Here is a 19,572-nt window from a genome sequence, read left to right as displayed (position 1 = left end):
TCCAGAAAAATGAGGGGTTGAAGGGATTGATCAGGCGCGACGGCCCACATGGGCCACGGCCTCTGGCAAGCTCACGGTGAGTCCCTTGTCAGACTGTTCTTTCATATAGCTGCGCGCGGCGTCGGCCAGCGCACCGGCATCGTTGCTATTCACACCAGGCGCGTCATCAGCAACCATTTGCGCACCCAGTTTCACCAGCGGCTTGCGTGCCGCCATGAACTCGGCAAAGAACTGCGCCGGCGTCTTCTTGACCTCGCTCTTGTCACTGGCGCTGAAGGTGAACTCGCCACCTTCGCCGCTTTCCAGCGAGCCCATGAACTCAGCCAGACCAGCCTCTTCAGCCGGGGTCACCAGTCCTTTGGCCTTCCAGCCGCTGATCTGCGCACCAATGCGCTCAGCCCGGCGCTCGCCGCGCAACTTGGTCAACTCGGCCTGGCTTGACGCAAATTCAGCCACAGCTTTGTCTTCGGCCTCTTTTTTGGCCTTGGCCGCTGCAGCATCAAGCTGCTCTTGGGTAAACGACATAACTCCTCCGGTTGGGGTTGGTTTGGAAAATTGGGGGGCAATGGGGTCGGCGGTCTCGCCCTCGGCCGCGTCATCAGCAGCATCCTGAAACTCCTGGCGCGCCTGGGTTGCGGCCTCCAGGGCGCTGTCTATCTGCCATTGCGGCAGCGTGGCATCGGCGGCCTCCAGGCCATCCTTGGCAATCATCTGGTCGCGCAGGCCGCGCAACAGGCGCACCACAGTCTCCAGGCCCCACACCAGGCTGTAGCCCGGGGCGGCAAACTCAAAGCAGGCATCGTCTGCCACATCAGCCGCAAACGACACCGGGGTCAGGCCCGCGATGGCCGGGGCCGCTGCGCCAAGCCAGCCCACATGCTGCAGGCGGTAGCCAGCGTCGGCATCTTTCACCACCGCCACCGACCGGTTGCGATACGCCCCGCTGGCCACACCCGCCTCAAAGGCCGGGTTGATATCTGAGAATTTGACGTACAGCGAGGCACCTTCACGCTTGGCACCGCCTTCGTTGACCCAGCCATACGCCGGGTCGTTGTGTTTTGGGTGGCCCAGCACGGCGGGCGCAGCGCCCAGCGCCAGGTTGCTCACCATCTGATCCAGGTCGGCCTCGCTGAAAGTGCAGCTACGGCCCTTGCTGTCGGTGTGCGTGCCAGCCCGGAACACTTCGATCCAGTCGGCCAGCCCTTTAAATTGGTGTGCTTTGTTCATGCCCTGTACTTTGCCGGGCATGGGGCGTCAGGTCATGGTGAAACAGTTCCCCAAAAGCAAAGGCCCTGCAGTGTGAACTACAGGGCCTTTCAGGGCTTCGGGGGTGCGCTGGTATCAACTTTCTTTGTTGGTCGCGCCGAACCCCCTTTTAAACGGCTTCAAACTCGGTTTCAAACGCCCTCTGATGCCACCGACTCCCCCCTCAAATCATCCTGAGCCCCCAAAGGCAGATCGCCACCACTATTTGCCCCCGGCCGAACCCGCCAAAGCCCACAGTTCGCTACAGCACATCCCTGGGCTTCCCGCATGGTACCCACATCTGAGCGCCCGCCGCAGCACTGGTGACAGTAGCCGCGCACTGCCAGCCCAATGTTTCCCGGGTTGGCCACCGCCTTGGCACCATGGTCCAACCGGTGCAGGCCTGCCCCGCTCACGTCGGCATCAGCGCGGGGCAGGCGCTTCACCCGTGCGCCCTCGGGCTGGTAGGGCCGCACCGAATGCAAGGCACACCCGGTGCTGCTGCACACCGCAATGCGCGTGGTGCCGCCATCGTCATCATCACCGCTCACACACTGCCAGCAGCGCGCCCGAATCGCCAGCGTCTTGCTCGGGCGTGTCACCGCGGCCGTGCGCCCCGGCTGATACATCACCGCATCAAACTCCGGGTCAAGATGTTTGCGGTCTTCTGTGGCACCGCCCAACTGCGCTGCAAACTCAGCGCCAGTCAACAGGCGCTCACGCGTGGCAATCAGCCAATCTTCATACCGCAGCCGCTTGGCCTGCGCTGGCTCACCTGCTATGCCTTTGGGGAAGTTCCCCCGGTGTTGCCCCACAATCATGCGGCCACCCCCTTGGCAGAGGCCACCGCCGCTTCACGCGCCGTGGCGCAATGGGTTTGCAGGTTGCTGGTCAGCACCGACAGCAGCATCGCCAGGTCTTCGCGCTTGAGCTGTGGCAGGTATTCCTCGCTACCCACCTTCTCATTGATGGCCAGGCACTCCACGGCGCGCAGCGCGCCCAGTTGGGCGTCCAGATCGTCCACCGCATCCACCACGCTGTAGGCGGCGCGTTGCTGGCGGGTGCTGGGGTAAATGGCTTGTACAGAGGCGCTCATGGTTCAGACCTCCAGCGCCATTTGGGTGCTGGGCGCTGCAGCCAGCTTGTGGCCCACGGGTGGCTTGGCGGTGGCGGGCAGCAAATGCCCCAGGCCTGCGGCGCGAATGGCACGCACAATCTTTTCTTGCTTGGTGCGGCTCACCTCCAGCACCCGCGCAATCTCCCAGCCCTCCAGGCCAGCGCCGCGCAGGCGGATGGTCTGCACCCACTGCGGGTTGCTGCGCAGCAAAGCCGCTTCGAGCTGGGCCACGCGCTCAGTGTCGGGGGCTTGTTTGGCCTCCAATTCCATCCAGCGGTCTACCACACGGGCCATGAATTGCGGGTTCAAGCGGGCCACCACCACCATCGTGTCACGCTGGTTCAGGTGGTATTCCTGCACACGTTGTCCAAGGTGGTTGGTAACTTCCACAATTTGTGGAAGTTGCTTTACGGCCCCTTTTTGGGCCAGTGTCTCGATAGTTCGTTTGACGCTGTCATGGCGTGTTTGCGTGAGGCTAGCCAATTCCTGGCTGCCCATAGTCAGGGTGTTGCTGTTGAAATTTGAAAGAGAAAAATTAGTCATATCGACTCCTTACGTTTCAGTTGAGAAACCATCGCTCGCTGTCAATCGGGCGGTGGCTCGAACGGGTTGACAGACCGGGAAACCCAAGGGAAACCGGCAGGGCTCGCGCCCTCCCATTCGAGCCACCAAAATTGATAGCGCAAACGAAAAAGCCGCTAGACCTGTGCGGTGTCCAAGCGGCTCTAAGAGTCGCTTAGGTTTTTGAGCCCTGTCAAGACCCACACCTGTTTTTTTCAGGTGCACGCGGAATTTAGCACAAGTTCCAGCGGAACAAAAAAAGGCGTTTGAGACCGGCGCAAAATTGCGCCGGTTAAGGACTCCGCAAACCTGCGGAGTCATCCCCGTGCCCCCATCCCAAACGGGTCATTGGCTTGCCCAGCGTAAGAGCAGGGTGCCTCCTCAAACATATCCATCGTCAGCGTATCGGTGCCGTCGGCATGCCCGCCAATGATGTTGATCACATGGCGGCGGCTGTAGCCCACCGCCTCGGCTGTCTCATCTACCGTCAGGCCCTGCTCACGGCACTGGCGCACCTGGTCGTGGCGCAGCTCGCGCAAGTAGGCGTCGCCCTTGGGCAGCTCAATCGTCTCGCCTGCGTATTCCGCCACCAGTCGCCCAAAAGCCTCCTCACCCAGCGCCATGCGCAGTGGGTGATCAGCCCGTGCCTGCTTGGGCACCGACACCCGCGCCCCGCCATGCATGCCCACCAGGCGCAGCGCGTCAGAGTCACCCAGCACCCGCGCCAGCTCGCGCAGGGCAGCGGGCAACGCCTGCGGCTTGACGGTCAGCTTGGGGGCCGGGCGGCTCATTTGATCTTGGCTCCCACGCGCAGGCCCCAGGCCTTCATTTCCTCAATCAGCTTGTTCAACTGCTCGCCAGAGGCAAACCGCAGCGCATCCAGCGGCCCCAGGCGGGTGCCATTGAGTTGGCGCTTGGCCCAGGCTTCTAACAACAGATCACAGGCGCCAGGGCTGGTCGGCTGCGCCACCGCACCCACTTCAGCCAGCGCGTACCACATGGCCCGCAGCTTGCGCACCTGCGGCTGCTCAGCCGCCGTGCGGGTCTGCTTTGACTTGAGCGTCGGTTTGACCTGGAAGCCCTTGGCCTTGAAGTGTTTGAGCAGCTTGTCACGCCCGGCCGCATCCAGATCGGCGGCACTGGTTTCGCCCGTGACCGTGCGCAACACGTGCTCATAGTCAGCCCGGCTCAGACCAAGCGTGGCCTTGGCCAGGTGGATCAGGGCCAGCTCGCGCTTGCGCTGAACATCGGTTGCAGCCTTGCTCATAGTGGTAGCTCCAGAGTGCAGGCGCGCTGTTTGCGCGACATGTAGGCCGTGGTCTTGTGGTGCTCCTGGTCATACGCCAGGTGGTGTCGCTGGCACCAGGCAGCCAGGTTGTCAGGGTGGCAGTGCTCGGGCGTGTGGTCCTTGTGGGCGATGGTCAGCACGATCCGCAGCAGTTTGAGTTCGGAGCGGTCTGAGCAAATGACAATATCGCCAGCTTTGTATCCAGCATCTTTCAGCACCTGGGGCATCCGCACAAACTGCTCACCGCGCCAATAGCCAACATGATGGTGACCCGCACCACAGCCAGGCCACTCACAGCGGTATTTGGCACGCTCCAATATGGCCAGGTGAATCTCCGGCCAGTCCTTTGGATAGCGAGAGCGGTTTTCAGGCTTGATTGGCATGACGCTCCCCCCACACCCGCCAGCCCGTGGCATCAGACCAGCACATCAGCGGCGGGCCGGGCAGCTTTGGCGCGATCACCCGCAATGTCACCCGCTTGTCGCCTCTGAAGAGCAGCTCGGCCGCAGTCTTGACCCGATCTTCATCCGCGCAATCAAAGTCCAGCACGTCACGCCAGGCACCCTTGGTGTTCATCTGCAACCTGACCGGGCGATGGGCAGCTGTATCCTGGCTCATAGCGCCGCCACATCCAGTGAGATCGGCACGTAATCACCAGCCTGCTCATCCAATTCGTAAAAACGAATATACGGCTTGGTGGAATGAACTTTCATGCTGTCGCCGATGGCCTTCATGGCCCGTTGCCATTTCTCATCTGCGATCTCAAGCGTGCGAAGGTTCAGAATGCGGCCCACATTGACCGCACCGGCTTTGTCCACCTGGAAGGCGTTGTTGACCAACACCTTGATGTTGTCGTTGCTGCCTTTGCTCCAGGCCTTCACACATTCGTCCACCAGTGCCTTGGCCGCCTGCAGGCGTTCGTCAAACACGATGGTGTCCTGCATGGTGCGTGTGATCTTGTAGCGCCCGTCAAACGACACCAGAGAGACATTGCCCTTCTTGCCGCCCTGGCGCACGTCATAGGTGGCCAGGCTCGTATCAATGAACGCCTGGACTTCCTGCATGGCGCACAACTTGAAAGACAACAGGTCGGCGCTGGCCTTCTTGGCGGCTTCGGCCAGGCCGGTCACACACTGGTGGCGCAGCTTGTCGATTTCCTTGATCTTTCCCACCGGCACCAGGGAGCCATTGGCATCCTTCCAGTAGCCAGCAGGCACAGTTTCTTTTTGTTCACTCACGGTCAGTTCCTTCTCAGTTGTAAAAATCAGGGTTTCATGCTTTGCTTCAGGTTCTGCAGCAGGGCACGCGCCTCTGCAGGTACAGGTGCGGCTTGGCTCGCCTCGGCCTTCCTCCTTGCCAGCTCTGGGTCAACGCCACCAAACACCTGATCCAGCGCCTGGCCCATCGGCATGGTTTGCCCGCGCACCTGGTAGGTGGCCGCAGGCGTGCGGCGCTGCGCTTCGGATTGCGCCTCTGCAACGGCTTCGGTCTTGTCAGCCATGCTCATCAAGATCGAATACAGATAGGCGTGCCCCTTCATTGGCAAATCCAACTTACCGGCATCGCGAGCGGCCAGCATCTGGTCAATGCCTGCCTCCCACACCTTCAGGGGAACCTGCCAATCGCGCCCACGGTGGGTGATGGCTCGGCGCTCAAGGTCGGGCAGCAACTGCAGCACGATGCGCACTTGCTTGCGCAGGGTCAGGCTTGTTTTGGGTGGGGTGAACAGGCTGATGTAGCGGCCCACAGCAGCGCCCACAGGCGTACTCAGGGCCAGCAGGCGCACCACAGCGGCGCGGTCATCCGCATCGACCAGCAGGTGGGCGATGCTCAGACCGGTGCCACACACGGGGCAGCTCAGATCAGTGTGTGACATAGAACCACCTTGCGCCGACCAGCGCCAATACGATCAAAACCACCACAATCTGCGCCCGATGCAGCGCTTTCAGGGCGGCGTGCTCATCCTCCAGGGGGTAGACATCAGTCCGCCATTTCGGCCCTTGAATCACGCCTGGCGCAAACGGGAAAGTGGGCTGCGGGTAAGCCTCTCGGGCCACGCCGGGCCGGTCGGTAAACCGGCGCTTCGGGAGAAGGCTGGGGCAAAGGCCCTTGGCCGCAATCTCGGCATGACCCTGGCAAGCCGTGTCGTTACACGCCAGCAGGTCATAGTCGGGGCAGGCGCTCACGTCGCTGCAATGGCGGCTGTTACACACGCCCAGCTCATGACAGGTGTGGTTCTTGCTCATGATGCGCTCCGGTGGGCTTTGCCACCCGACAAGCTGACGATCACCTTGGCATCGGGGAACAGGTCCAGCGCCCGATTCAGCGCATCCATGCGGTGATAGTACAAACCGTTGTGCTCACCGCGTGAGCCGTCTTCCATCTTGATCACCACTCGGCACGCCAGCAATTGGCCTGGTGCGTTGGCTGCGGCCTGCGGGGCAGCTACGGCCATCGGCGCGGCCATCATTTCGTCACCTCGACACGTGGCTTGGACATGAACAGCACGCTGGCGGCAATCGTCTCAATCATCCGGCTTGACAGGGGCAGGCTACCCATGCCGTAGTCCCGTACAGCCGGGATCAGGTTCTCATTGAGGACACGGGCACTGCCATCGCAATAAGCCCACAAGGTGTCCAGCACGTCATCACTCAGCTCACCGGCATCCGCCAGGGCGGCGCGCACCATGTCGTCAGCGTCGTCGCGACTGATGCACTGGATCGTCTCAGGCCACATGCCCACCCGGCTGCGCACCTGGTCAAACTGGCCGTGCTGCGGCTTGATCAGGCTGGTCAGCTTCTCGGTGCCCACCAGAACCACGCCTACCATGGCCATGTCGCGCAGGCGGCGCAGGTGTTCCAGCGCGCTGCTGCTCATCTTCTCGGCCTCATCAGCCACGATCAGATAGTTGGTGCCCTTGAGCACCCGCACCAGCTCGCGGAACTTGCGGTCCAGCCCGGCAGGCACCGCGTTGTTCAACTGCTCCAGCAGCTCGGTCATCAGCACACCAGGCGTCATGTTGGGGCTGACTTCGACCAGCAGCGTCATCGGGTTGGTTTCGTGGTACTCAGCACAGAAGCGGCTTTTGCCCACGCCCACATAGCCGGTGATCACGCCAAAGTTCTGGTGCTTGCGGGTGCGGTCACACACCACGACCATCAGCTTGTGCACGCTGCCCCTCACATAGCCAGGCGTGCCATCCTTCAGGCGATCAGCTTCCACGTCCAGCACCGACAGCATCTGATTGAGCTGGCGGGTCGGGCTGCTGACGTATTTGCCGCTCAGAATCTGGCTCAGCGTGCCGCTGGGGATGTCGGCCTTCTTGCTCAGCCAGGCACGGCTCTTCTTGCGGTCCTCCAGCCACTTCTTGACCGCATCCACCTTGGACACATCTTGTGGTGTGTAGGCAGTCGGGGCGCTAGCCATGCCTGGCAAGGCGTTCTGTGTTTCAGTTGCGGGAGTGCTCACTGGTCTTTCCTCCAATTTAAGAGATCAACTTTGAAATCGTCATCCACACGCGGGGCGGGCAGCGCCGGGCTGGGGGCATAGGTCAACGCCTCAATGGCAGCGGCCTGGCTGGCGGCGTCCACGGGTGCTCTGCTGCGCGCCAGGTCTTCTGCAATGTGTTTTTGCTTGCGCTTGACGGCATCTGCGGCACGCACAAGCCGCCGCTCCTCCATACGGTCGGTCGGCAAAATACCAATCGTGTGCACCAGGGGTGCCTCGCAGATGAGCACGCCTTTGGGTGTTCGCACCCACACCTTGGTATCGTTGTGCAGGTCGTATTCCACGGCCACCTTCTTGCCGTCCCACTCGGCCAGCATTTCGCTGTAGTAGTGCCGGTTGTCCAGGCGCACCTCTTGGTGACTCACAGTGCGCTCTACGCTGGGGCGTGCCACCGCGTCAAACTCAATGCCCACCGGCACGCGCTCCAACCCCGCCCACACCTGCGCAGGTGTTTTTCCGCCCAGCGCATCCATGGGCGTGTTGTGGTACTGCTCAATAAATGCGGTCAGGCTGTCCACATACTGGTTAAAGCTGGGCAACTTGCGTTTGCCCTTCTCTACGTCAACACTCAGGCGGCGGTTTATTTCTGGCGCCATGTCGTCGCCGCAATACATCAGGCCATCGGCAAAGAACTTGTCATGCTTGTCGCGCACCGTGCGAAAGGCGCGCTCAATCCAGCCCTTGCCGTTGGCATTACCGGGTAGCGCGGCAATCGTGGCGATGGAGAATTTGGCATAGAAGCCCACGTTCTCGTCGCTCATCATCTTGGCGCGGTAGCCAGAGCCGTGGTCTGTGTAAACCCACGCTGGCACATGGTCGTGGCTTGTCATGGCGCTGCTCAGCGCAAACAGCGTGCTCTCCTTTGTTTCTGCCTCGCTCAGCCACCAGCCAGCAAAGTAGCGGCTCTTCACGTCCATGAACAGGGTCAGCTCGGGGCGATACAGCCCGCCCGTACTGGGGTGTGCCATGTACGCGTCCACCGTGTGCCCATCGGCTGCGTATATCTCGCCCACCAACACCTCGTCCATGTTGCGGCGCTTGTGATGCTTGTAGTTGAGCTTGAAAAAGTGTTTGCCCACCCGGTCCGCACTGCGCGGGCTGGCCACCGTGGCACCCAGGCTTTTGATGTAGCGCATCACTTGCGCATCCGTGACCTCATACCCTTCGCCGCGCAGCTTCCAGGCCACATCTGCATAGCCGCGCTTGGTCGGATTGGCCCACAGGCGGGCGGCGCGCACATGCCATTCCTGCACTTGCATCGGTCTGCCCTGGTGCCGCTTGAGCAGTGCCGCTGTGCCCCCGTTGCGGTGCTTCAAAATGGCCCTTTTGAGCGTCGGCACGCTTTGTATTGCCCCATTGGGCCGCACCACGCCCGCCTGGCGCGCCACCACCAGCAGTGCCACGTACTCGGGTGCACCGGCCAGGGCTGCTGCCACCCGGCTGCGCAGTGCCTGCGCCTCTGCATCCGCACCGGCACCGCCCGTAGCACTTGCCAACAAGGTTGCCAAAGCCTGGGCCTGTTCTCGCGCTTTTGTGTTTGCCATCATCAAGGGGCTAACTGGCACCGCTTGCACCGCAAGAAGGCCAGGGCCTGTGGGCAGTCGCATTACGGCGCTCATGCTTTAAGCCCTCCCGCCCGCGTTGTGCCCTGGGTCACCTTGGGGGCTTTGCGCGGTGCGCCTTTGCTGGGGTTGGCTTCGCGTTGCTCCTGGTACTGCGCATACGCCACCTGGCTCTGGCGGGTTTCAAACCCCACCAGCACCCCCGTCATCGCCCGGCGAATCAGCTCTGCCTCTTCAGGCCCGGGTGTTGCCAAGTGCAATTCAGCCTTGCTGGGCAGCTCCACATCCAGTTCAAACTGGCTTACAAGCTCGCTTAACTGGTATGCCACCGCGTCTTGCACTGCTACGAGTAGCGACACCATAGACAGCGCCGCAGGCTTCACCCAGGCCCGCGTTGAGGGTTCGTTGTCCAGCGGCACCAGCCGGTTAGCCATCCCCGTGAACCCATGCACACAAGCCAAGGCATCTTGTGCGTAGCTGGCAGCCTCACGGCGCACCTGCGCCACCGTCAGCGGCGTTTGCACGTCCAGCGCCTTGCGCCCGGTCAGCTCGGCGGTGCGCACCTGGGCGGTCAGTTTTTCAATGGCAGAGCCGCGGGTTGCCAGCTCCGCATCTTTGCGCTCTAGGAGTGCCTTGTACTCGTTGAGCGTGAGCCGCTCATCAAGCTTGCCGGTGTCCAGCAGCTGCTGGCGAACTTCGTCATCCATACGGGCCAGGCCGATCAGCGTGGTCTTTGGCTGCTGCATCAGCCGCTTGCGATCTTCAGGTGTGGCGCGTTGCAGAACGTCTGCAATGGCCATCAACTCGTAGGCACGAGGCCGAGGGAAGTTGTGATTTTTTAGGAAGTCGTCAAAAAGTACGGATTCCGTACTGCACAACTCTCGCGCCTTCAGCAGACAAAGACCAGCACCAATATTCAAGCGCTCGGCCACATTCAGCGCCTCTACTGCACGCCCCACCAGCGCATCTGCTGGCAAGTCCAGCACCATGGCAAATGGATCTACAGACTCTGGTTTTCCGGAATCCGTAATCTCTACCAAATCACCAGCCTTCTTGCCCACCACCGCCACTTCATTTTTCTTAGCCATGCTGCACCTCCAAACCCGTTACCACCTTGTTGCCAGCCGCCTCAGAGGCCAGCAGCATCACAACCCGCCACAACTCACCCACCGGTGTGACGGCTATCACCGCTTCAGCAAAATCTGCCAGGCAGCTTTCAAGATCTGTCAGTTCGCCGGGGGTCAAAGGTTTAGCCTGTGCGGCAGCACGCACGGCACGGCACACCTCCAGCAAGTCGTGCAGGTACTGGTGGGCTTCTTTTTGCATAAAGCGCCTATGGCTGGCCCACGCGATGTGCCTGGACAACTCGGCATCGTCGGGGTCCGCAGCCAGGCTTGCAGCGGTCATACCGCGCCAGGTTTCCATAAACCCTTCAGTCGTGGCGGCGCTCATGCTGCCCTCCCATTGCCACGCAAAAGGCGGGGGGCATTGCGCTTCACCCAGCGCAGTGACGCGGCCATACCAGCCACGTCGCGCAGTCGGCACTCGAAGCCGTTATGGGTGAAATTGCCGCCTGCCAAACCGTCATGAACGGTCAGTGCACCGCGCAGCGCTCTGTAGCGGCGCAGGCTCACCTGGTGGCGGTGGGTACGTCCGTCAGCACGGACCACGGTCACCACTGCGCCACCGGTTACGCGGCGGGCTTTGATGGTGTCTTGGAGAGCAGCGGCAGTCATACGGCCACCTGCCCATTCCACACAGCCATACGGCGACCGCGCTTGGCCTTCTGCGCATGAATCGGGCGACCCGTGATCTTCTGTAGCTCCGCCTCCACGCGGGCGCTGCGCACCTTCTTGTTCACCACTTGGGCGATGTGCCCCGTGGTCACCCCCAGATAACGGGCGATGGCCGATTGATTCGTTCCGGCCCGTTCAATTGCTGCTTTAATATCTGCTGGCTCCATGTTCTTGCCCTTTCCTAAAACGCTGTGAACATGGTGAAACTATAGCGCACGTTTGAGTGCTTTTCAATAGAAAGATGCAAAAATGAGTGTTTCTTTTTCTGAGCGTCTGCGGACACTTCGTGTAGAAAAAATGCAAAGCCAAGAAGCGATGGGAACGCTGGGGGGCGTTAGCAAACGCGGCCAACAGAACTACGAGGCCGGCGAGCGCCTTCCGGACATTTCGTATTTGCAGAATCTTTATGGGCACTTCAAGCAGCTCCAGTCGCCTATTGACTTGGTTTACTTGGTCACTGGCGAGACATCTGAATCCAGTGAGCTTTCGCAAGACGAACGCGCTCTGATTGAGGCCTACCGCAAGGCCCCTGCGGTGGGCAAAGAATTCATCCGCCAAGCATCGGGCATGGCTGCCAATGTCACGGCCTACAACCCGGTTGCGCCAGCGCCTTCAGATGATGTGACGATTGACTTGGTCGCTGATTACAGGCCCAACCGTGAGGCCGCCAGAGCTGCGGTGGCGCCATCGCCCGAAGCCGCCCCGGTTAAACCTCGCGTGAAGAAGAACACACCTGCAGAAGACAATGAATCAAAGAATGATTGGGTGGTTCCGCAACCGAAAATCAAGACAGACAGCAAAAAGAGAGCGTGAGCCATGGGGTGGGCAATAACCCTGGGTTTGCTCGTTTTGGCCTGGCTCATGTGGGGCTACAGGCGCAGTCGCCTGGAGGTGCGTGTTTTCAACCCTGCGGACACCGCAGAAACCCGCGTGGCGGGTGCAATAAAACAGCAACTTACCGAAGGCACTTTTTCGCTACAAGGCGGCATCAAGCTAGTTCGTGAGGATCAGTACCGCGAGCAGTTTTCCGAAGTGGCAATGCTCATCACCACAGCAGAAGGCTATCCGGCTTCCAAGCTGGCCATGCAGGAAGTACTTGATCGCTACCCGGCATTTGCTGAATCCGCACGACACCTGCAAATCATTAACGAGAGTCTCCAGATCATCGAAAAAACCAAGAACTTAAAGACTCTGGAAAGTCGGGCAGAAGTTGTTCGCACCAACCAGACTGCAATGTTCGATGCGCTTCCGTTTCCAATTGACGAAACTGCGCGAGCTAAGCAAAAAGAGAGCATTGATCAAATCGTGCGCGAGGCGATTGCCAATTTGCCGCCACCAAAACCGAGGCGCAAAAAGGCTGAATGAACCCAATCAAGCGCTGGTGGCGCGGTAGACCCGAGAGGCATCAACGCTCTGATGGTGGCGTGGTAATGGCGGTGCGTTGGCACTGGACAGCAACCCTGGCACACAGGGTGGTGCGAGAAGTGCGTCTGGTTTGGTCATGGAATGTATTTAACGCGACTCTTGCCATTGCAGGCCTTTTCCTTGCCTACCTTGCTCTGAAATAAACTGCCCAGCGTGTGGCGCACCAGCACCCCAATCAAAATCCCATAGGCGACAGGGTGACCTGCAAAATACTCTCGGATAGCATCAATCATGGCGCAATCGAGGTAGAGGTTTGATCATGCCCCGCATTCTTCGCGCGTGCGCGATTTCCCGCACGGTGAACCAGTTCACCATGACCTGAATGCCCTGAATCCAGACACTGGGACTACTTTTTTAGTAGTCCTTTTTTACGTCTGGAGTTCTCTATGTTTGCGATCCCGCGCATGTTGGTCTTTCTGGTGCTCATGCTGCTGTTGATGGTTTTGAGCCTCTTTCTGCAGCAATCTCAGCCCGGCAGCCTATTGGCCGTCACCGTCTACAAATCACACCTCATGGCCTTGGGCGGCTGGGGTGGCTACTGGCTTGACCGCTGCCTGTTCCCTTATGACCGCCCGCATCAGTACCTGGAGATAGACGACACGCCGGAACCGGATGATCTGCCGGGTGAATTTGCTACGGCTGTTTGTCATGGCGGCACGTTCAGTCAGTCCATGCTGCGCCGCGCCATCATCGTCGCGGCCTGTCTGATCTGCGTTGGCCTGGGGGCCTGACATGCGGCCGATCACTCGCCTGGCCATCTGGGTGCATGTCGGCATGCTGCTCTTCGTGGCGGGCGCTTGTCTGTCTGTGGCCATGGCTCAAGCTATCCCGCGTGACGCTCACCGCCATCAGCTCACCCTCAAGCGCGAGGCCCAGCACGTCTGGGGCCTGAATGCGCCGATTGCCACCTTTGCGGCCCAGGTGCACCAGGAGAGCCGTTGGCGTGAGTCTGCGCGCAGCCCGGTTGGCGCTGTCGGCCTCGCGCAGTTCATGCCCGCCACCAGCACCTGGATCAGTGGCCTCTACGCCAGCCTGGGCGAGCGCGCCCCCACCAACCCCACATGGGCCTTGCGCGCCCTGGTTACCTATGACAAGTGGCTGTCTGACCGCATCAAGGCGGCGAACGACTGTGAGCGAATGGCCTTCACCCTCAGCGCCTACAACGGCGGCTTGGGGTGGGTTTACAAGCGCCAGAAGATCAGCCCGACACCGGGCGTGTGCCTGGACCGCACCTGCAACCTCAACCCCGGCGTGGCGCAAGCCAGCCAGGCAGAAAACCAGCATTACCCCGTGGTGATCCTGCGCAAGTTTGAGCCGCTGTACGCCAGCTGGGGCACCAGGAGCTGCGCATGATCCGCTCAGCCATCTATCTCGCCCTGGCGACCATCGCATTCATGGCAGCGCTCCTATATGTCTATGACCTCGGTGCCTCCAGTGGTCAAACCACCTGCGAAGCCGCCCAGCTGAAGGTCAATGAAAAGGCCGAAGCCACCCAAAAGGCCGACACCCAGGCCGTGATCAAGCGCGCCGATGTTGTGGGCACCCGCCAGGAACGCGGGCGTGTCGCCGTCAACACTTTTTTCAATCAACTTGCCAAGGACCAAGATCATGCGCCTGCTGACCCTGTCGATAGTTGCGTGCTGCCTGCTGAGCGCTTGCGCCGTTGGGCCGACGCCAACGCCGGGCACACCACCGAAGGTGCCGCCCCCGGCCAGCCTGACAGCACCGCCCCAGCCGTTGCCACCCCCGGACTCCGGCCAGATGCGGGACTTGGAATCAAACCACCTGGCCACAGCGCGGGCCTATCACCTGCTGGCTCAGCAGATGTGCAACCTGCTGTCCTTCCTGGAGATCAACCATGACATCTGCATCAAGTTTGAAGCAGATCGCTAGGAGCCGTGTCTGTGGATGAAAAGTTTCATGAACAAGCCGCCGCCCTGGAGCAAAGCCGCCGTGACGATGGTCTATCCGCCGCGCGCCGTGCACTGCAGGGAAAAGGCAAAGCCCGCTGTGAAGACTGCCGCGAACCGATCCCGCGCGAGCGCCGCAAAGCGGCACCCAACGCCATCAGGTGTGTCACCTGCCAAACCATTTTTGAAAAGCTAAAAGGAAGAAATCATGAGTGACCCCACCGCTGTAGCCAATGCCTTGCTGGTTGAAATGGGCCAGGTCAAGGGGCAACTCACCGCTATGACGGCACTGCTACAGCAAAATCATCTTGCCACGCAAACGCGTATTGAAGATTTGAGCAAGTCGGTAGGCGTCCAATTTGATGATGTCAAAAGCCGTTTGACTACGCTGGAGGCGAATGAACGCGGCACCGCGATCCGCGCCGCTGGCACCGGCGCTCTGGCGGGGGCCATCGTGGCAGCAGGTATCGCAGCAATGCGGGGCCTGGGGCACTGATCAATGGCTTACGAACGTTCCACCCGCAACAAGGTGCGCGCCAAGTACGTGCAGGGCCTGCCCCTGGCCACCGCTGCCGAAGCGTGCAAGGTGCCCTACAACACCGCCCGCAACTGGAAGCGCCAGGACGCTGACGACGGCAACGACTGGGACTTGACGCGCAACGCCAGGCGCATGACCAAGAGCGGTGTGGAAGACATGGCCAACGAGGTGTTGGGCGAACTCGCCGAGCAGTTCCTGGCCACACTGGAAGCCGTTAAGAAAGACCCCAAGATGCCTGCCGACAAGCGCGCCGACATCATGGTGCGCCTGATGGACGGTTACAACAAGGCCATCGGCGCCGCCAGCCGGGCCATGCCCAACGCCAACCGCCTGGCCGTGGCCATGGACGTGGTCAAGTTCCTGAGCGTGTTCATTGCGGGCCGCTACCCCAAGCTGCGCGAACAGTTCATTGAAATCACCGAAGCCGCAGCAGACGACTTTGTGCGCGAGTTCAGTGGAGGCGGTGCCTGATGGCAAAGCAAAAACGCCTCAAGGACAAAGAGTTCCTGGAAGAGCTGCGCGCCTTTGCAGACGAACAGCGCCGCCTGATTGCAGCCGAGTGCGACGGTTTCTCTACGGACCATGCGGCACGTGATCAACGGGCCAGCCGCGCACAGAACGACTTCGAGTTCTTCGGCAAGACCTACTTCCCGCACTACATCAAGGGCGATCCGTCTGTCTTTCATCGCTGGTTCTATGACAACGTGCCACCCATGTTGGATATGAAGGTCGGCCAGCTCATCGAAGTGTCTGCCCCGCGTGGTGAGGCGAAGTCAACATTGGGTACGCAGCTGATCAACTTGTGGCTTGTGGTGACCGAGCGTCAGTGGTTCCTGCCCATCGTCATGGACAGTTTTGACCAGGCCGCCACCATGTTGGAAGCCATCAAGGCAGAGCTGGAGAGCAACCCACGTTTGGCTATGGACTTCCCCAATGCCTGTGGTCGTGGTCGAGTGTGGAATGCAGGCGTGATCGTTACAGCCAATGGCCGCAAGGTTCAAGCATTCGGCTCCGGCAAGAAAATGCGTGGCCTGCGCCACGGCCCACACCGCCCTGGCTTTGTCACTTTGGACGATATCGAAAACGATGAAAACGTCCGCTCAAAAGAGCAACGCGACAAGACCGAGGCATGGGTCAAGAAAGTGGTGATGCCGCTGGGGCCGCCCGATGGTTCCATGCACATCCTGTACCTCAACACCATCTTGCACCACGACTCAGTGGCGAACCGCTTCCACCAAAACCCTATGTGGAAGCGGTTCAAGTTCAAGGCTATCGTGCGCTGGCCTGACCGCATGGATTTATGGCAAGAATGGGAAGACGTCTTCAAAAGCGAAGGCGAGGAAGCTGCGGACGCCTACTACGCAACTCGCAAGAAAGATATGGACCAGGGCGCCGTGGTCAGCTGGCCCACCGTTCGCCCACTATTGCGCCTGATGAAGATTCGGGCCAGCGATCACCACGCCTTTGACTGCGAGTATCAGAACGACCCATCAAATGAAGAGAACGCGATCTTCACGGGAATGCAGTTCTGGTTTGAAATCAAACGTGAGTGGATTTATCGCGGTGTTGATGACCCCAGCATGGGACGCAGCGCTCGAAAGGGCGACCCCTGCTGCATCTTGGTTGGTGCCTCTCCTCGTAACGAGTTGAAGCTGCATATCGTTGAAGCCATTCTCGCCCGCATCAAACCTGATAAGCAGATCGAAAAGATCATCGACTTTCAGCGCGAATACCGATGCATCACTTGGGGCATTGAAGACACTGCCTTCCAGGAGTATTTCAGGCAGCAAATCGTCAAAGAGTCGGCGAAGCTATTTGTTCCGGTGCCCGCCGTAGGCATCCACAACGACCGGGACAAAGACATCCTGATCGAAGGTGTCGCGCCGCACGTCAATAACGGCCTGATCCTTTTCAACCAGCGCCACACCGTCTTCAACGACAACGTGAAGCACTACCCAGAGGCCGCACATGACGACGGTCCCGATGGTCTGCAAATGCTCTGGAAGCTCTTTCAAAAGAGCGCCGGGGGCATTCCCAAAATCAGAACTGGAAAAAGAAAATGATTTCTACACGCGGCCTAGTTCAAACAATGAAAGGCTGGCTCGGCAAGCCCATCGCAGGGCCTGATACCGACCCGCAAAAGTACTTTGGCACGATGTTCTCGCTGCCCAACCCCGACCCCATCCTGCGCGAGATGGGCCAGGCGGAAAAGGTCTACTACTCCATCATGGCCGACGCCCATGTCATGGGCGAAATCCGCTCTATCCGGGGCTCCTTTCGTTCTTACCACTACCGACTGACTCCCGGCAGTGACAACGACAGCAAGGCCGCAGCGGCCATGGAGCTGTGTGTTAAGTGGATGCAGTCCCTGGCACCCAATGACGTGTCTGACTGGCTGGAGGTGATGTGGCAAATGACCGCCTCCATCTTCACTGGTTACCGGGTGCATGAAATAGTCTGGGACCTGGTGGACGGTCATTACCTGCCCAGCATGGTGCTGGACCGCCCAGGTCGGCGCTTTCGCTTCGATGCCTATGGCGCGCCGCTGCTGATCTCACGCGACCAGTGGCAGGGCGCGCCGGTCGAGCCGTATCAGTTTGTGGTGTCCCGGCACATGCCCACCACTGACAACCCCTATGGCATGGCCTTGCTTTCGAGCTGCTTTTGGCCCTGGACCTTCAAGACCGGTGGCTGGCGGTATTTCGTCAAGTACTGCGAGCGCCACGGCCTGCCTTGGCCCGTGGAGCGCTATCCGGCTGGCACCAGTGAAGAAGATCAGGACAAACTGGCCGATGCACTGGCCGGGATGATTGAAGCCGGTTATGTGGTGACAGAGGTAGGCACTGGTCTGGAGCTGTTGACGCCCACAGGTGGTGGCAGCAATCTGCCACAGCAAAATTTGATCACTTTGTGCAACCGTGAAATGAGCAAGGCGCTCACCAGCCAGGCCATGATCGGCGAGCAGCTCGACGTAGGTGCCCGCGCTGCTGCAGAGACAGCGATGGATCGGCAGAACTCGGTGCATGACTCTGACCGCGATATCTCGGCGGCCAGCATGGCGCAGATTTTCAAGTGGATCACCTTGTTCAACTTCGGTGATGGCGTCTCGCCGCCAACACTGGAGTTTTTCAAGCAGGAAGCTGCTGGCAAGGCGCGGGCCGAGACCTATCAGATCGCCGCCAACATGGGTGCTAAACCCTCACGCAAGGCCATGCTGAATGAACTCGATATTCCACCTGCGGTGGATGATGCCGACGCCTTGTTGCCCCTGACTGCACGCCTTTCCGGCGTAACAAGCAACAAGCCAGCAGCTGCAGGCGACGCAAGTCAGCCAGCGGTGGACTTCAACGCCGTGGCCGGTTTCACCTTTGCCAAGGCTGCAGGCATGACAGAAGACGAAGCCATGGCGCTCGCTGCCGATGCCGCTGACCAGGCCATCGAAGACAACATGATCGCGCCCGTCTACCAGATGCTGGTGCAGTTCGAGTCCGAAGGCAAAACCCTGGCCGAGTTCCAGACCGCCCTGGAGGGCCTGGTCGGCCAGATGGACAACGAATCCCTGCGCGAAGTCATCGACCGCGCCTTGACCTATTCCATCCTGCGCGGCGCTGCCACGCAGGCCAACTGATTTTTTAACGGAGAGCACCATGACTGACCAATCTATCGAGCAAGAAATCCAAGCCAAGGGCAAGACAGCCGCGCGTGTGACGCCTGCGGACATCGAAGCTGCGATTGCCGCCGAGCACTATTTCACGGCTGATGAAGGCGTCGTCGGGAAGTTTGCAAATAGGCTCGCCGCTGAGGGCCTTGGAACATACCCAGGAGACCTTCCAAAAAGGAATCAGCAACTCAGTCTCCTGACATTCTGCGTTCTTGTCCTGCGCAACGGCTTCACCGTGACCGGCGAGTCGGCCTGCGCATCGCCTGAAAACTTTGATGCCGAGATTGGTCGCAAGATCGCCCGGCAAAACGCTGTCAACAAAATCTGGCCACTCATGGGCTACGAGCTGCGCTCAAAGCTGGCCGCCCAGGACGACCGGGAGGAACACCATGGCTAATTCGAGCGACGACGCTGTTCTGCTGGCGGTCAAGGGTGTCATCTTTGATCTTCCCGCGTCAGACCAAGAGAAGGTGAAACAGATCGCTGAACAGATCAGGGCAACCGTCGAAAGTGCGGGTGTGACCGGCCAACTCGCGCTGGCCTTGGTCGGTGCTGAAGCGGCAGCAAAGGCATAGGCTGCATGAAAAAGCGCGTTTACATCGCAGGCCCAATGACCGGTTTGCCCCAGTTCAACTATCCCGCCTTCAACGCGGCCGCCCAGCGCTTGCGGGCGCTCGGCTTTGAGGTTGAAAACCCTGCTGAGAACCCGGACCCCAAATGCGGCACCTGGCTCGGCTACATGCGCTTGGCCATCCGTCAGCTGGTGACATGTGATGTTGTCGCTCTGCTGCCGGGCTGGCGCGGTTCACGCGGTGCCCGTATTGAGCGCTGGCTGGCTGGCATGCTGGGCTTTACTGTCGTTCTGGAAAGCGCCATCCAGCATGGACCGGAGGTATTCAATGGCTGATGGCGTCAAGTTCACCGAAGCCATCGACTATCTCAAGGGCAAGCTGCCCGAGGTC

The 19,572-nt window shown here is 60.2% G+C and carries 33 protein-coding genes; 13 read left to right on the top strand and 20 right to left on the bottom strand.

The window, feature by feature from the left end:
* Positions 1-30 precede the first annotated feature (30 nt).
* From RF819_RS03195 to RF819_RS03110, 18 genes are all read right to left on the bottom strand, one after another.
* On the bottom strand, positions 31-1,227 hold the full coding sequence (locus RF819_RS03195) for a hypothetical protein (RefSeq protein ID WP_078366743.1): 1,197 nt from the start codon (positions 1,225-1,227) through the stop codon (positions 31-33).
* A gap of 170 nt (positions 1,228-1,397) precedes the next feature.
* Positions 1,398-2,066, bottom strand: coding sequence for a hypothetical protein (locus tag RF819_RS03190; protein WP_078363632.1), 669 nt, complete (start codon positions 2,064-2,066; stop codon positions 1,398-1,400).
* Positions 2,063-2,341 carry a hypothetical protein gene (locus RF819_RS03185; protein ID WP_078363631.1) on the bottom strand — a complete coding sequence of 93 codons (279 nt, stop codon included), beginning with the start codon at positions 2,339-2,341 and terminating at the stop codon, positions 2,063-2,065. Before RF819_RS03185 ends, RF819_RS03190 begins: the two co-directional genes overlap by 4 nt.
* 3 nt (positions 2,342-2,344) lie before the next feature.
* Complete coding sequence (locus RF819_RS03180; RefSeq protein ID WP_078363630.1) at positions 2,345-2,905, bottom strand: Rha family transcriptional regulator; 561 nt, start codon at positions 2,903-2,905, stop codon at positions 2,345-2,347.
* 335 nt (positions 2,906-3,240) lie between these two features.
* On the bottom strand, positions 3,241-3,714 hold the full coding sequence (locus RF819_RS03175; protein WP_078363629.1) for a hypothetical protein: 474 nt from the start codon (positions 3,712-3,714) through the stop codon (positions 3,241-3,243).
* Positions 3,711-4,190 (bottom strand): regulatory protein GemA, encoded by a 480-nt coding sequence (locus RF819_RS03170; RefSeq protein WP_078363628.1) that lies wholly within the window; start codon positions 4,188-4,190, stop codon positions 3,711-3,713. The genes RF819_RS03175 and RF819_RS03170 overlap by 4 nt, the downstream gene beginning before the upstream one ends.
* Positions 4,187-4,594 carry a hypothetical protein gene (locus RF819_RS03165; protein WP_078363627.1) on the bottom strand — a complete coding sequence of 136 codons (408 nt, stop codon included), beginning with the start codon at positions 4,592-4,594 and terminating at the stop codon, positions 4,187-4,189. Before RF819_RS03165 ends, RF819_RS03170 begins: the two co-directional genes overlap by 4 nt.
* Positions 4,578-4,787: a hypothetical protein gene (locus RF819_RS03160; RefSeq protein ID WP_078363626.1), complete on the bottom strand. Its 210-nt coding sequence runs from the start codon at positions 4,785-4,787 to the stop codon at positions 4,578-4,580. The genes RF819_RS03165 and RF819_RS03160 overlap by 17 nt, the downstream gene beginning before the upstream one ends.
* A gap of 38 nt (positions 4,788-4,825) precedes the next feature.
* A complete protein-coding gene (locus RF819_RS03155; RefSeq protein WP_078363625.1) occupies positions 4,826-5,449 on the bottom strand; it encodes a DUF3164 family protein in 624 nt (207 codons plus the stop codon).
* Between the two features lie 26 nt (positions 5,450-5,475).
* Positions 5,476-6,087: a hypothetical protein gene (locus RF819_RS03150; RefSeq protein ID WP_078363624.1), complete on the bottom strand. Its 612-nt coding sequence runs from the start codon at positions 6,085-6,087 to the stop codon at positions 5,476-5,478.
* The gene (locus tag RF819_RS03145) at positions 6,074-6,457 is read right to left on the bottom strand and encodes a hypothetical protein (protein WP_078363623.1); all 384 of its coding nucleotides are present in this window, start codon (positions 6,455-6,457) and stop codon (positions 6,074-6,076) included. Before RF819_RS03145 ends, RF819_RS03150 begins: the two co-directional genes overlap by 14 nt.
* Positions 6,454-6,678 (bottom strand): hypothetical protein, encoded by a 225-nt coding sequence (locus RF819_RS03140; RefSeq protein ID WP_143541590.1) that lies wholly within the window; start codon positions 6,676-6,678, stop codon positions 6,454-6,456. The genes RF819_RS03145 and RF819_RS03140 overlap by 4 nt, the downstream gene beginning before the upstream one ends.
* On the bottom strand, positions 6,678-7,679 hold the full coding sequence (locus RF819_RS03135; RefSeq protein ID WP_143541589.1) for an AAA family ATPase: 1,002 nt from the start codon (positions 7,677-7,679) through the stop codon (positions 6,678-6,680). The genes RF819_RS03140 and RF819_RS03135 overlap by 1 nt, the downstream gene beginning before the upstream one ends.
* Positions 7,676-9,262 carry a Mu transposase C-terminal domain-containing protein gene (locus tag RF819_RS03130; protein WP_158081228.1) on the bottom strand — a complete coding sequence of 529 codons (1,587 nt, stop codon included), beginning with the start codon at positions 9,260-9,262 and terminating at the stop codon, positions 7,676-7,678. The genes RF819_RS03135 and RF819_RS03130 overlap by 4 nt, the downstream gene beginning before the upstream one ends.
* A gap of 71 nt (positions 9,263-9,333) precedes the next feature.
* Positions 9,334-10,368 (bottom strand): hypothetical protein, encoded by a 1,035-nt coding sequence (locus RF819_RS03125; RefSeq protein WP_078363619.1) that lies wholly within the window; start codon positions 10,366-10,368, stop codon positions 9,334-9,336.
* Positions 10,361-10,732: a hypothetical protein gene (locus tag RF819_RS03120; protein ID WP_078363618.1), complete on the bottom strand. Its 372-nt coding sequence runs from the start codon at positions 10,730-10,732 to the stop codon at positions 10,361-10,363. Before RF819_RS03120 ends, RF819_RS03125 begins: the two co-directional genes overlap by 8 nt.
* Complete coding sequence (locus RF819_RS03115) at positions 10,729-11,016, bottom strand: hypothetical protein (protein ID WP_078363617.1); 288 nt, start codon at positions 11,014-11,016, stop codon at positions 10,729-10,731. Before RF819_RS03115 ends, RF819_RS03120 begins: the two co-directional genes overlap by 4 nt.
* The gene (locus tag RF819_RS03110; protein ID WP_078363616.1) at positions 11,013-11,243 is read right to left on the bottom strand and encodes a helix-turn-helix domain-containing protein; all 231 of its coding nucleotides are present in this window, start codon (positions 11,241-11,243) and stop codon (positions 11,013-11,015) included. The genes RF819_RS03115 and RF819_RS03110 overlap by 4 nt, the downstream gene beginning before the upstream one ends.
* Before the next feature lie 82 nt (positions 11,244-11,325).
* Here RF819_RS03110 and RF819_RS03105 point away from each other — a divergent pair, with 82 nt between their 5' ends.
* Together RF819_RS03105 and RF819_RS03100 are read left to right on the top strand one after the other, a co-directional pair.
* Entirely contained in the window at positions 11,326-11,889 is a 564-nt protein-coding gene (locus tag RF819_RS03105; RefSeq protein WP_143541588.1) for a helix-turn-helix domain-containing protein, read from the top strand.
* Positions 11,890-11,937: 48 nt separating this feature from the next.
* Positions 11,938-12,441, top strand: a complete 504-nt coding sequence (locus RF819_RS03100) for a hypothetical protein (protein ID WP_078363614.1) — start codon at positions 11,938-11,940, stop codon at positions 12,439-12,441.
* A gap of 134 nt (positions 12,442-12,575) precedes the next feature.
* Here the strand turns inward: RF819_RS03100 and RF819_RS21265 are convergent, their stop codons facing one another.
* Positions 12,576-12,734 (bottom strand): hypothetical protein, encoded by a 159-nt coding sequence (locus RF819_RS21265; protein WP_158081227.1) that lies wholly within the window; start codon positions 12,732-12,734, stop codon positions 12,576-12,578.
* Between the two features lie 153 nt (positions 12,735-12,887).
* Here RF819_RS21265 and RF819_RS03095 point away from each other — a divergent pair, with 153 nt between their 5' ends.
* Entirely contained in the window at positions 12,888-13,232 is a 345-nt protein-coding gene (locus RF819_RS03095) for a putative holin (RefSeq protein ID WP_078363613.1), read from the top strand.
* Between the two features lies 1 nt (position 13,233).
* The gene (locus RF819_RS03090; RefSeq protein WP_078363612.1) at positions 13,234-13,854 is read left to right on the top strand and encodes a transglycosylase SLT domain-containing protein; all 621 of its coding nucleotides are present in this window, start codon (positions 13,234-13,236) and stop codon (positions 13,852-13,854) included.
* A gap of 53 nt (positions 13,855-13,907) precedes the next feature.
* Here the strand turns inward: RF819_RS03090 and RF819_RS20910 are convergent, their stop codons facing one another.
* Complete coding sequence (locus RF819_RS20910) at positions 13,908-14,111, bottom strand: hypothetical protein (RefSeq protein WP_143541587.1); 204 nt, start codon at positions 14,109-14,111, stop codon at positions 13,908-13,910.
* Between RF819_RS20910 and RF819_RS20905 the strand changes: the two genes are divergently transcribed.
* From RF819_RS20905 to RF819_RS03045, 9 genes are read left to right on the top strand one after another with little or no spacing between them, the layout of a single operon-like run.
* The gene (locus RF819_RS20905) at positions 14,110-14,394 is read left to right on the top strand and encodes a hypothetical protein (protein ID WP_143541586.1); all 285 of its coding nucleotides are present in this window, start codon (positions 14,110-14,112) and stop codon (positions 14,392-14,394) included. The two genes, RF819_RS20910 and RF819_RS20905, sit on opposite strands and share 2 nt — an antisense overlap.
* A gap of 11 nt (positions 14,395-14,405) precedes the next feature.
* Positions 14,406-14,627 (top strand): TraR/DksA C4-type zinc finger protein, encoded by a 222-nt coding sequence (locus RF819_RS03080; protein ID WP_200224165.1) that lies wholly within the window; start codon positions 14,406-14,408, stop codon positions 14,625-14,627.
* Positions 14,620-14,907: a hypothetical protein gene (locus RF819_RS03075; RefSeq protein WP_078363610.1), complete on the top strand. Its 288-nt coding sequence runs from the start codon at positions 14,620-14,622 to the stop codon at positions 14,905-14,907. Before RF819_RS03080 ends, RF819_RS03075 begins: the two co-directional genes overlap by 8 nt.
* A gap of 3 nt (positions 14,908-14,910) precedes the next feature.
* Entirely contained in the window at positions 14,911-15,420 is a 510-nt protein-coding gene (locus RF819_RS03070; protein ID WP_078363609.1) for a DUF1804 family protein, read from the top strand.
* Entirely contained in the window at positions 15,420-17,012 is a 1,593-nt protein-coding gene (gene terL / locus RF819_RS03065; RefSeq protein ID WP_078363608.1) for a phage terminase large subunit, read from the top strand. Before RF819_RS03070 ends, terL begins: the two co-directional genes overlap by 1 nt.
* The gene (locus RF819_RS03060) at positions 17,009-18,577 is read left to right on the top strand and encodes a phage portal protein family protein (protein WP_244899861.1); all 1,569 of its coding nucleotides are present in this window, start codon (positions 17,009-17,011) and stop codon (positions 18,575-18,577) included. Before terL ends, RF819_RS03060 begins: the two co-directional genes overlap by 4 nt.
* Positions 18,578-18,596: 19 nt before the next feature.
* Entirely contained in the window at positions 18,597-19,007 is a 411-nt protein-coding gene (locus tag RF819_RS03055) for a Gp49 family protein (RefSeq protein WP_078363606.1), read from the top strand.
* Positions 19,000-19,185, top strand: coding sequence for a hypothetical protein (locus tag RF819_RS03050; protein ID WP_078363605.1), 186 nt, complete (start codon positions 19,000-19,002; stop codon positions 19,183-19,185). Before RF819_RS03055 ends, RF819_RS03050 begins: the two co-directional genes overlap by 8 nt.
* Before the next feature lie 5 nt (positions 19,186-19,190).
* Complete coding sequence (locus tag RF819_RS03045) at positions 19,191-19,517, top strand: DUF4406 domain-containing protein (RefSeq protein ID WP_078363604.1); 327 nt, start codon at positions 19,191-19,193, stop codon at positions 19,515-19,517.
* The last annotated feature ends 55 nt before the right edge of the window (positions 19,518-19,572 follow it).

It is taken from the genome of Rhodoferax fermentans (assembly GCF_002017865.1).
Classification (GTDB): domain Bacteria; phylum Pseudomonadota; class Gammaproteobacteria; order Burkholderiales; family Burkholderiaceae_C; genus Rhodoferax; species Rhodoferax fermentans.
This window is presented reverse-complemented; position numbering and strand designations above follow the sequence as displayed.

Coding starts and splice junctions, on each gene's coding strand:
- RF819_RS21265 (WP_158081227.1), bottom strand. CDS start 12,734: ATGATTGATGCTATCCGAGAGTATTTTGCAGGTCACCCTGTCGCCTAT.
- RF819_RS03170 (WP_078363628.1), bottom strand. CDS start 4,190: ATGAGCAAGGCTGCAACCGATGTTCAGCGCAAGCGCGAGCTGGCCCTG.
- RF819_RS03100 (WP_078363614.1), top strand. CDS start 11,938: ATGTGGGGCTACAGGCGCAGTCGCCTGGAGGTGCGTGTTTTCAACCCT.
- RF819_RS03175 (WP_078363629.1), bottom strand. CDS start 3,714: ATGAGCCGCCCGGCCCCCAAGCTGACCGTCAAGCCGCAGGCGTTGCCC.
- RF819_RS03190 (WP_078363632.1), bottom strand. CDS start 2,066: ATGATTGTGGGGCAACACCGGGGGAACTTCCCCAAAGGCATAGCAGGT.
- RF819_RS03115 (WP_078363617.1), bottom strand. CDS start 11,016: ATGACTGCCGCTGCTCTCCAAGACACCATCAAAGCCCGCCGCGTAACC.
- RF819_RS03145 (WP_078363623.1), bottom strand. CDS start 6,457: ATGAGCAAGAACCACACCTGTCATGAGCTGGGCGTGTGTAACAGCCGC.
- RF819_RS03090 (WP_078363612.1), top strand. CDS start 13,234: ATGCGGCCGATCACTCGCCTGGCCATCTGGGTGCATGTCGGCATGCTG.
- RF819_RS03160 (WP_078363626.1), bottom strand. CDS start 4,787: ATGAACACCAAGGGTGCCTGGCGTGACGTGCTGGACTTTGATTGCGCG.
- terL (WP_078363608.1), top strand. CDS start 15,420: ATGGCAAAGCAAAAACGCCTCAAGGACAAAGAGTTCCTGGAAGAGCTG.
- RF819_RS03055 (WP_078363606.1), top strand. CDS start 18,597: ATGACTGACCAATCTATCGAGCAAGAAATCCAAGCCAAGGGCAAGACA.
- RF819_RS03095 (WP_078363613.1), top strand. CDS start 12,888: ATGTTTGCGATCCCGCGCATGTTGGTCTTTCTGGTGCTCATGCTGCTG.
- RF819_RS03050 (WP_078363605.1), top strand. CDS start 19,000: ATGGCTAATTCGAGCGACGACGCTGTTCTGCTGGCGGTCAAGGGTGTC.
- RF819_RS20905 (WP_143541586.1), top strand. CDS start 14,110: ATGCGCCTGCTGACCCTGTCGATAGTTGCGTGCTGCCTGCTGAGCGCT.
- RF819_RS03185 (WP_078363631.1), bottom strand. CDS start 2,341: ATGAGCGCCTCTGTACAAGCCATTTACCCCAGCACCCGCCAGCAACGC.
- RF819_RS03110 (WP_078363616.1), bottom strand. CDS start 11,243: ATGGAGCCAGCAGATATTAAAGCAGCAATTGAACGGGCCGGAACGAAT.
- RF819_RS03125 (WP_078363619.1), bottom strand. CDS start 10,368: ATGGCTAAGAAAAATGAAGTGGCGGTGGTGGGCAAGAAGGCTGGTGAT.
- RF819_RS03165 (WP_078363627.1), bottom strand. CDS start 4,594: ATGCCAATCAAGCCTGAAAACCGCTCTCGCTATCCAAAGGACTGGCCG.
- RF819_RS20910 (WP_143541587.1), bottom strand. CDS start 14,111: ATGATCTTGGTCCTTGGCAAGTTGATTGAAAAAAGTGTTGACGGCGAC.
- RF819_RS03195 (WP_078366743.1), bottom strand. CDS start 1,227: ATGAACAAAGCACACCAATTTAAAGGGCTGGCCGACTGGATCGAAGTG.
- RF819_RS03150 (WP_078363624.1), bottom strand. CDS start 6,087: ATGTCACACACTGATCTGAGCTGCCCCGTGTGTGGCACCGGTCTGAGC.
- RF819_RS03120 (WP_078363618.1), bottom strand. CDS start 10,732: ATGAGCGCCGCCACGACTGAAGGGTTTATGGAAACCTGGCGCGGTATG.
- RF819_RS03105 (WP_143541588.1), top strand. CDS start 11,326: ATGAGTGTTTCTTTTTCTGAGCGTCTGCGGACACTTCGTGTAGAAAAA.
- RF819_RS03060 (WP_244899861.1), top strand. CDS start 17,009: ATGATTTCTACACGCGGCCTAGTTCAAACAATGAAAGGCTGGCTCGGC.
- RF819_RS03075 (WP_078363610.1), top strand. CDS start 14,620: ATGAGTGACCCCACCGCTGTAGCCAATGCCTTGCTGGTTGAAATGGGC.
- RF819_RS03140 (WP_143541590.1), bottom strand. CDS start 6,678: ATGGCCGCGCCGATGGCCGTAGCTGCCCCGCAGGCCGCAGCCAACGCA.
- RF819_RS03045 (WP_078363604.1), top strand. CDS start 19,191: ATGAAAAAGCGCGTTTACATCGCAGGCCCAATGACCGGTTTGCCCCAG.
- RF819_RS03180 (WP_078363630.1), bottom strand. CDS start 2,905: ATGACTAATTTTTCTCTTTCAAATTTCAACAGCAACACCCTGACTATG.
- RF819_RS03130 (WP_158081228.1), bottom strand. CDS start 9,262: ATGGCAAACACAAAAGCGCGAGAACAGGCCCAGGCTTTGGCAACCTTG.
- RF819_RS03070 (WP_078363609.1), top strand. CDS start 14,911: ATGGCTTACGAACGTTCCACCCGCAACAAGGTGCGCGCCAAGTACGTG.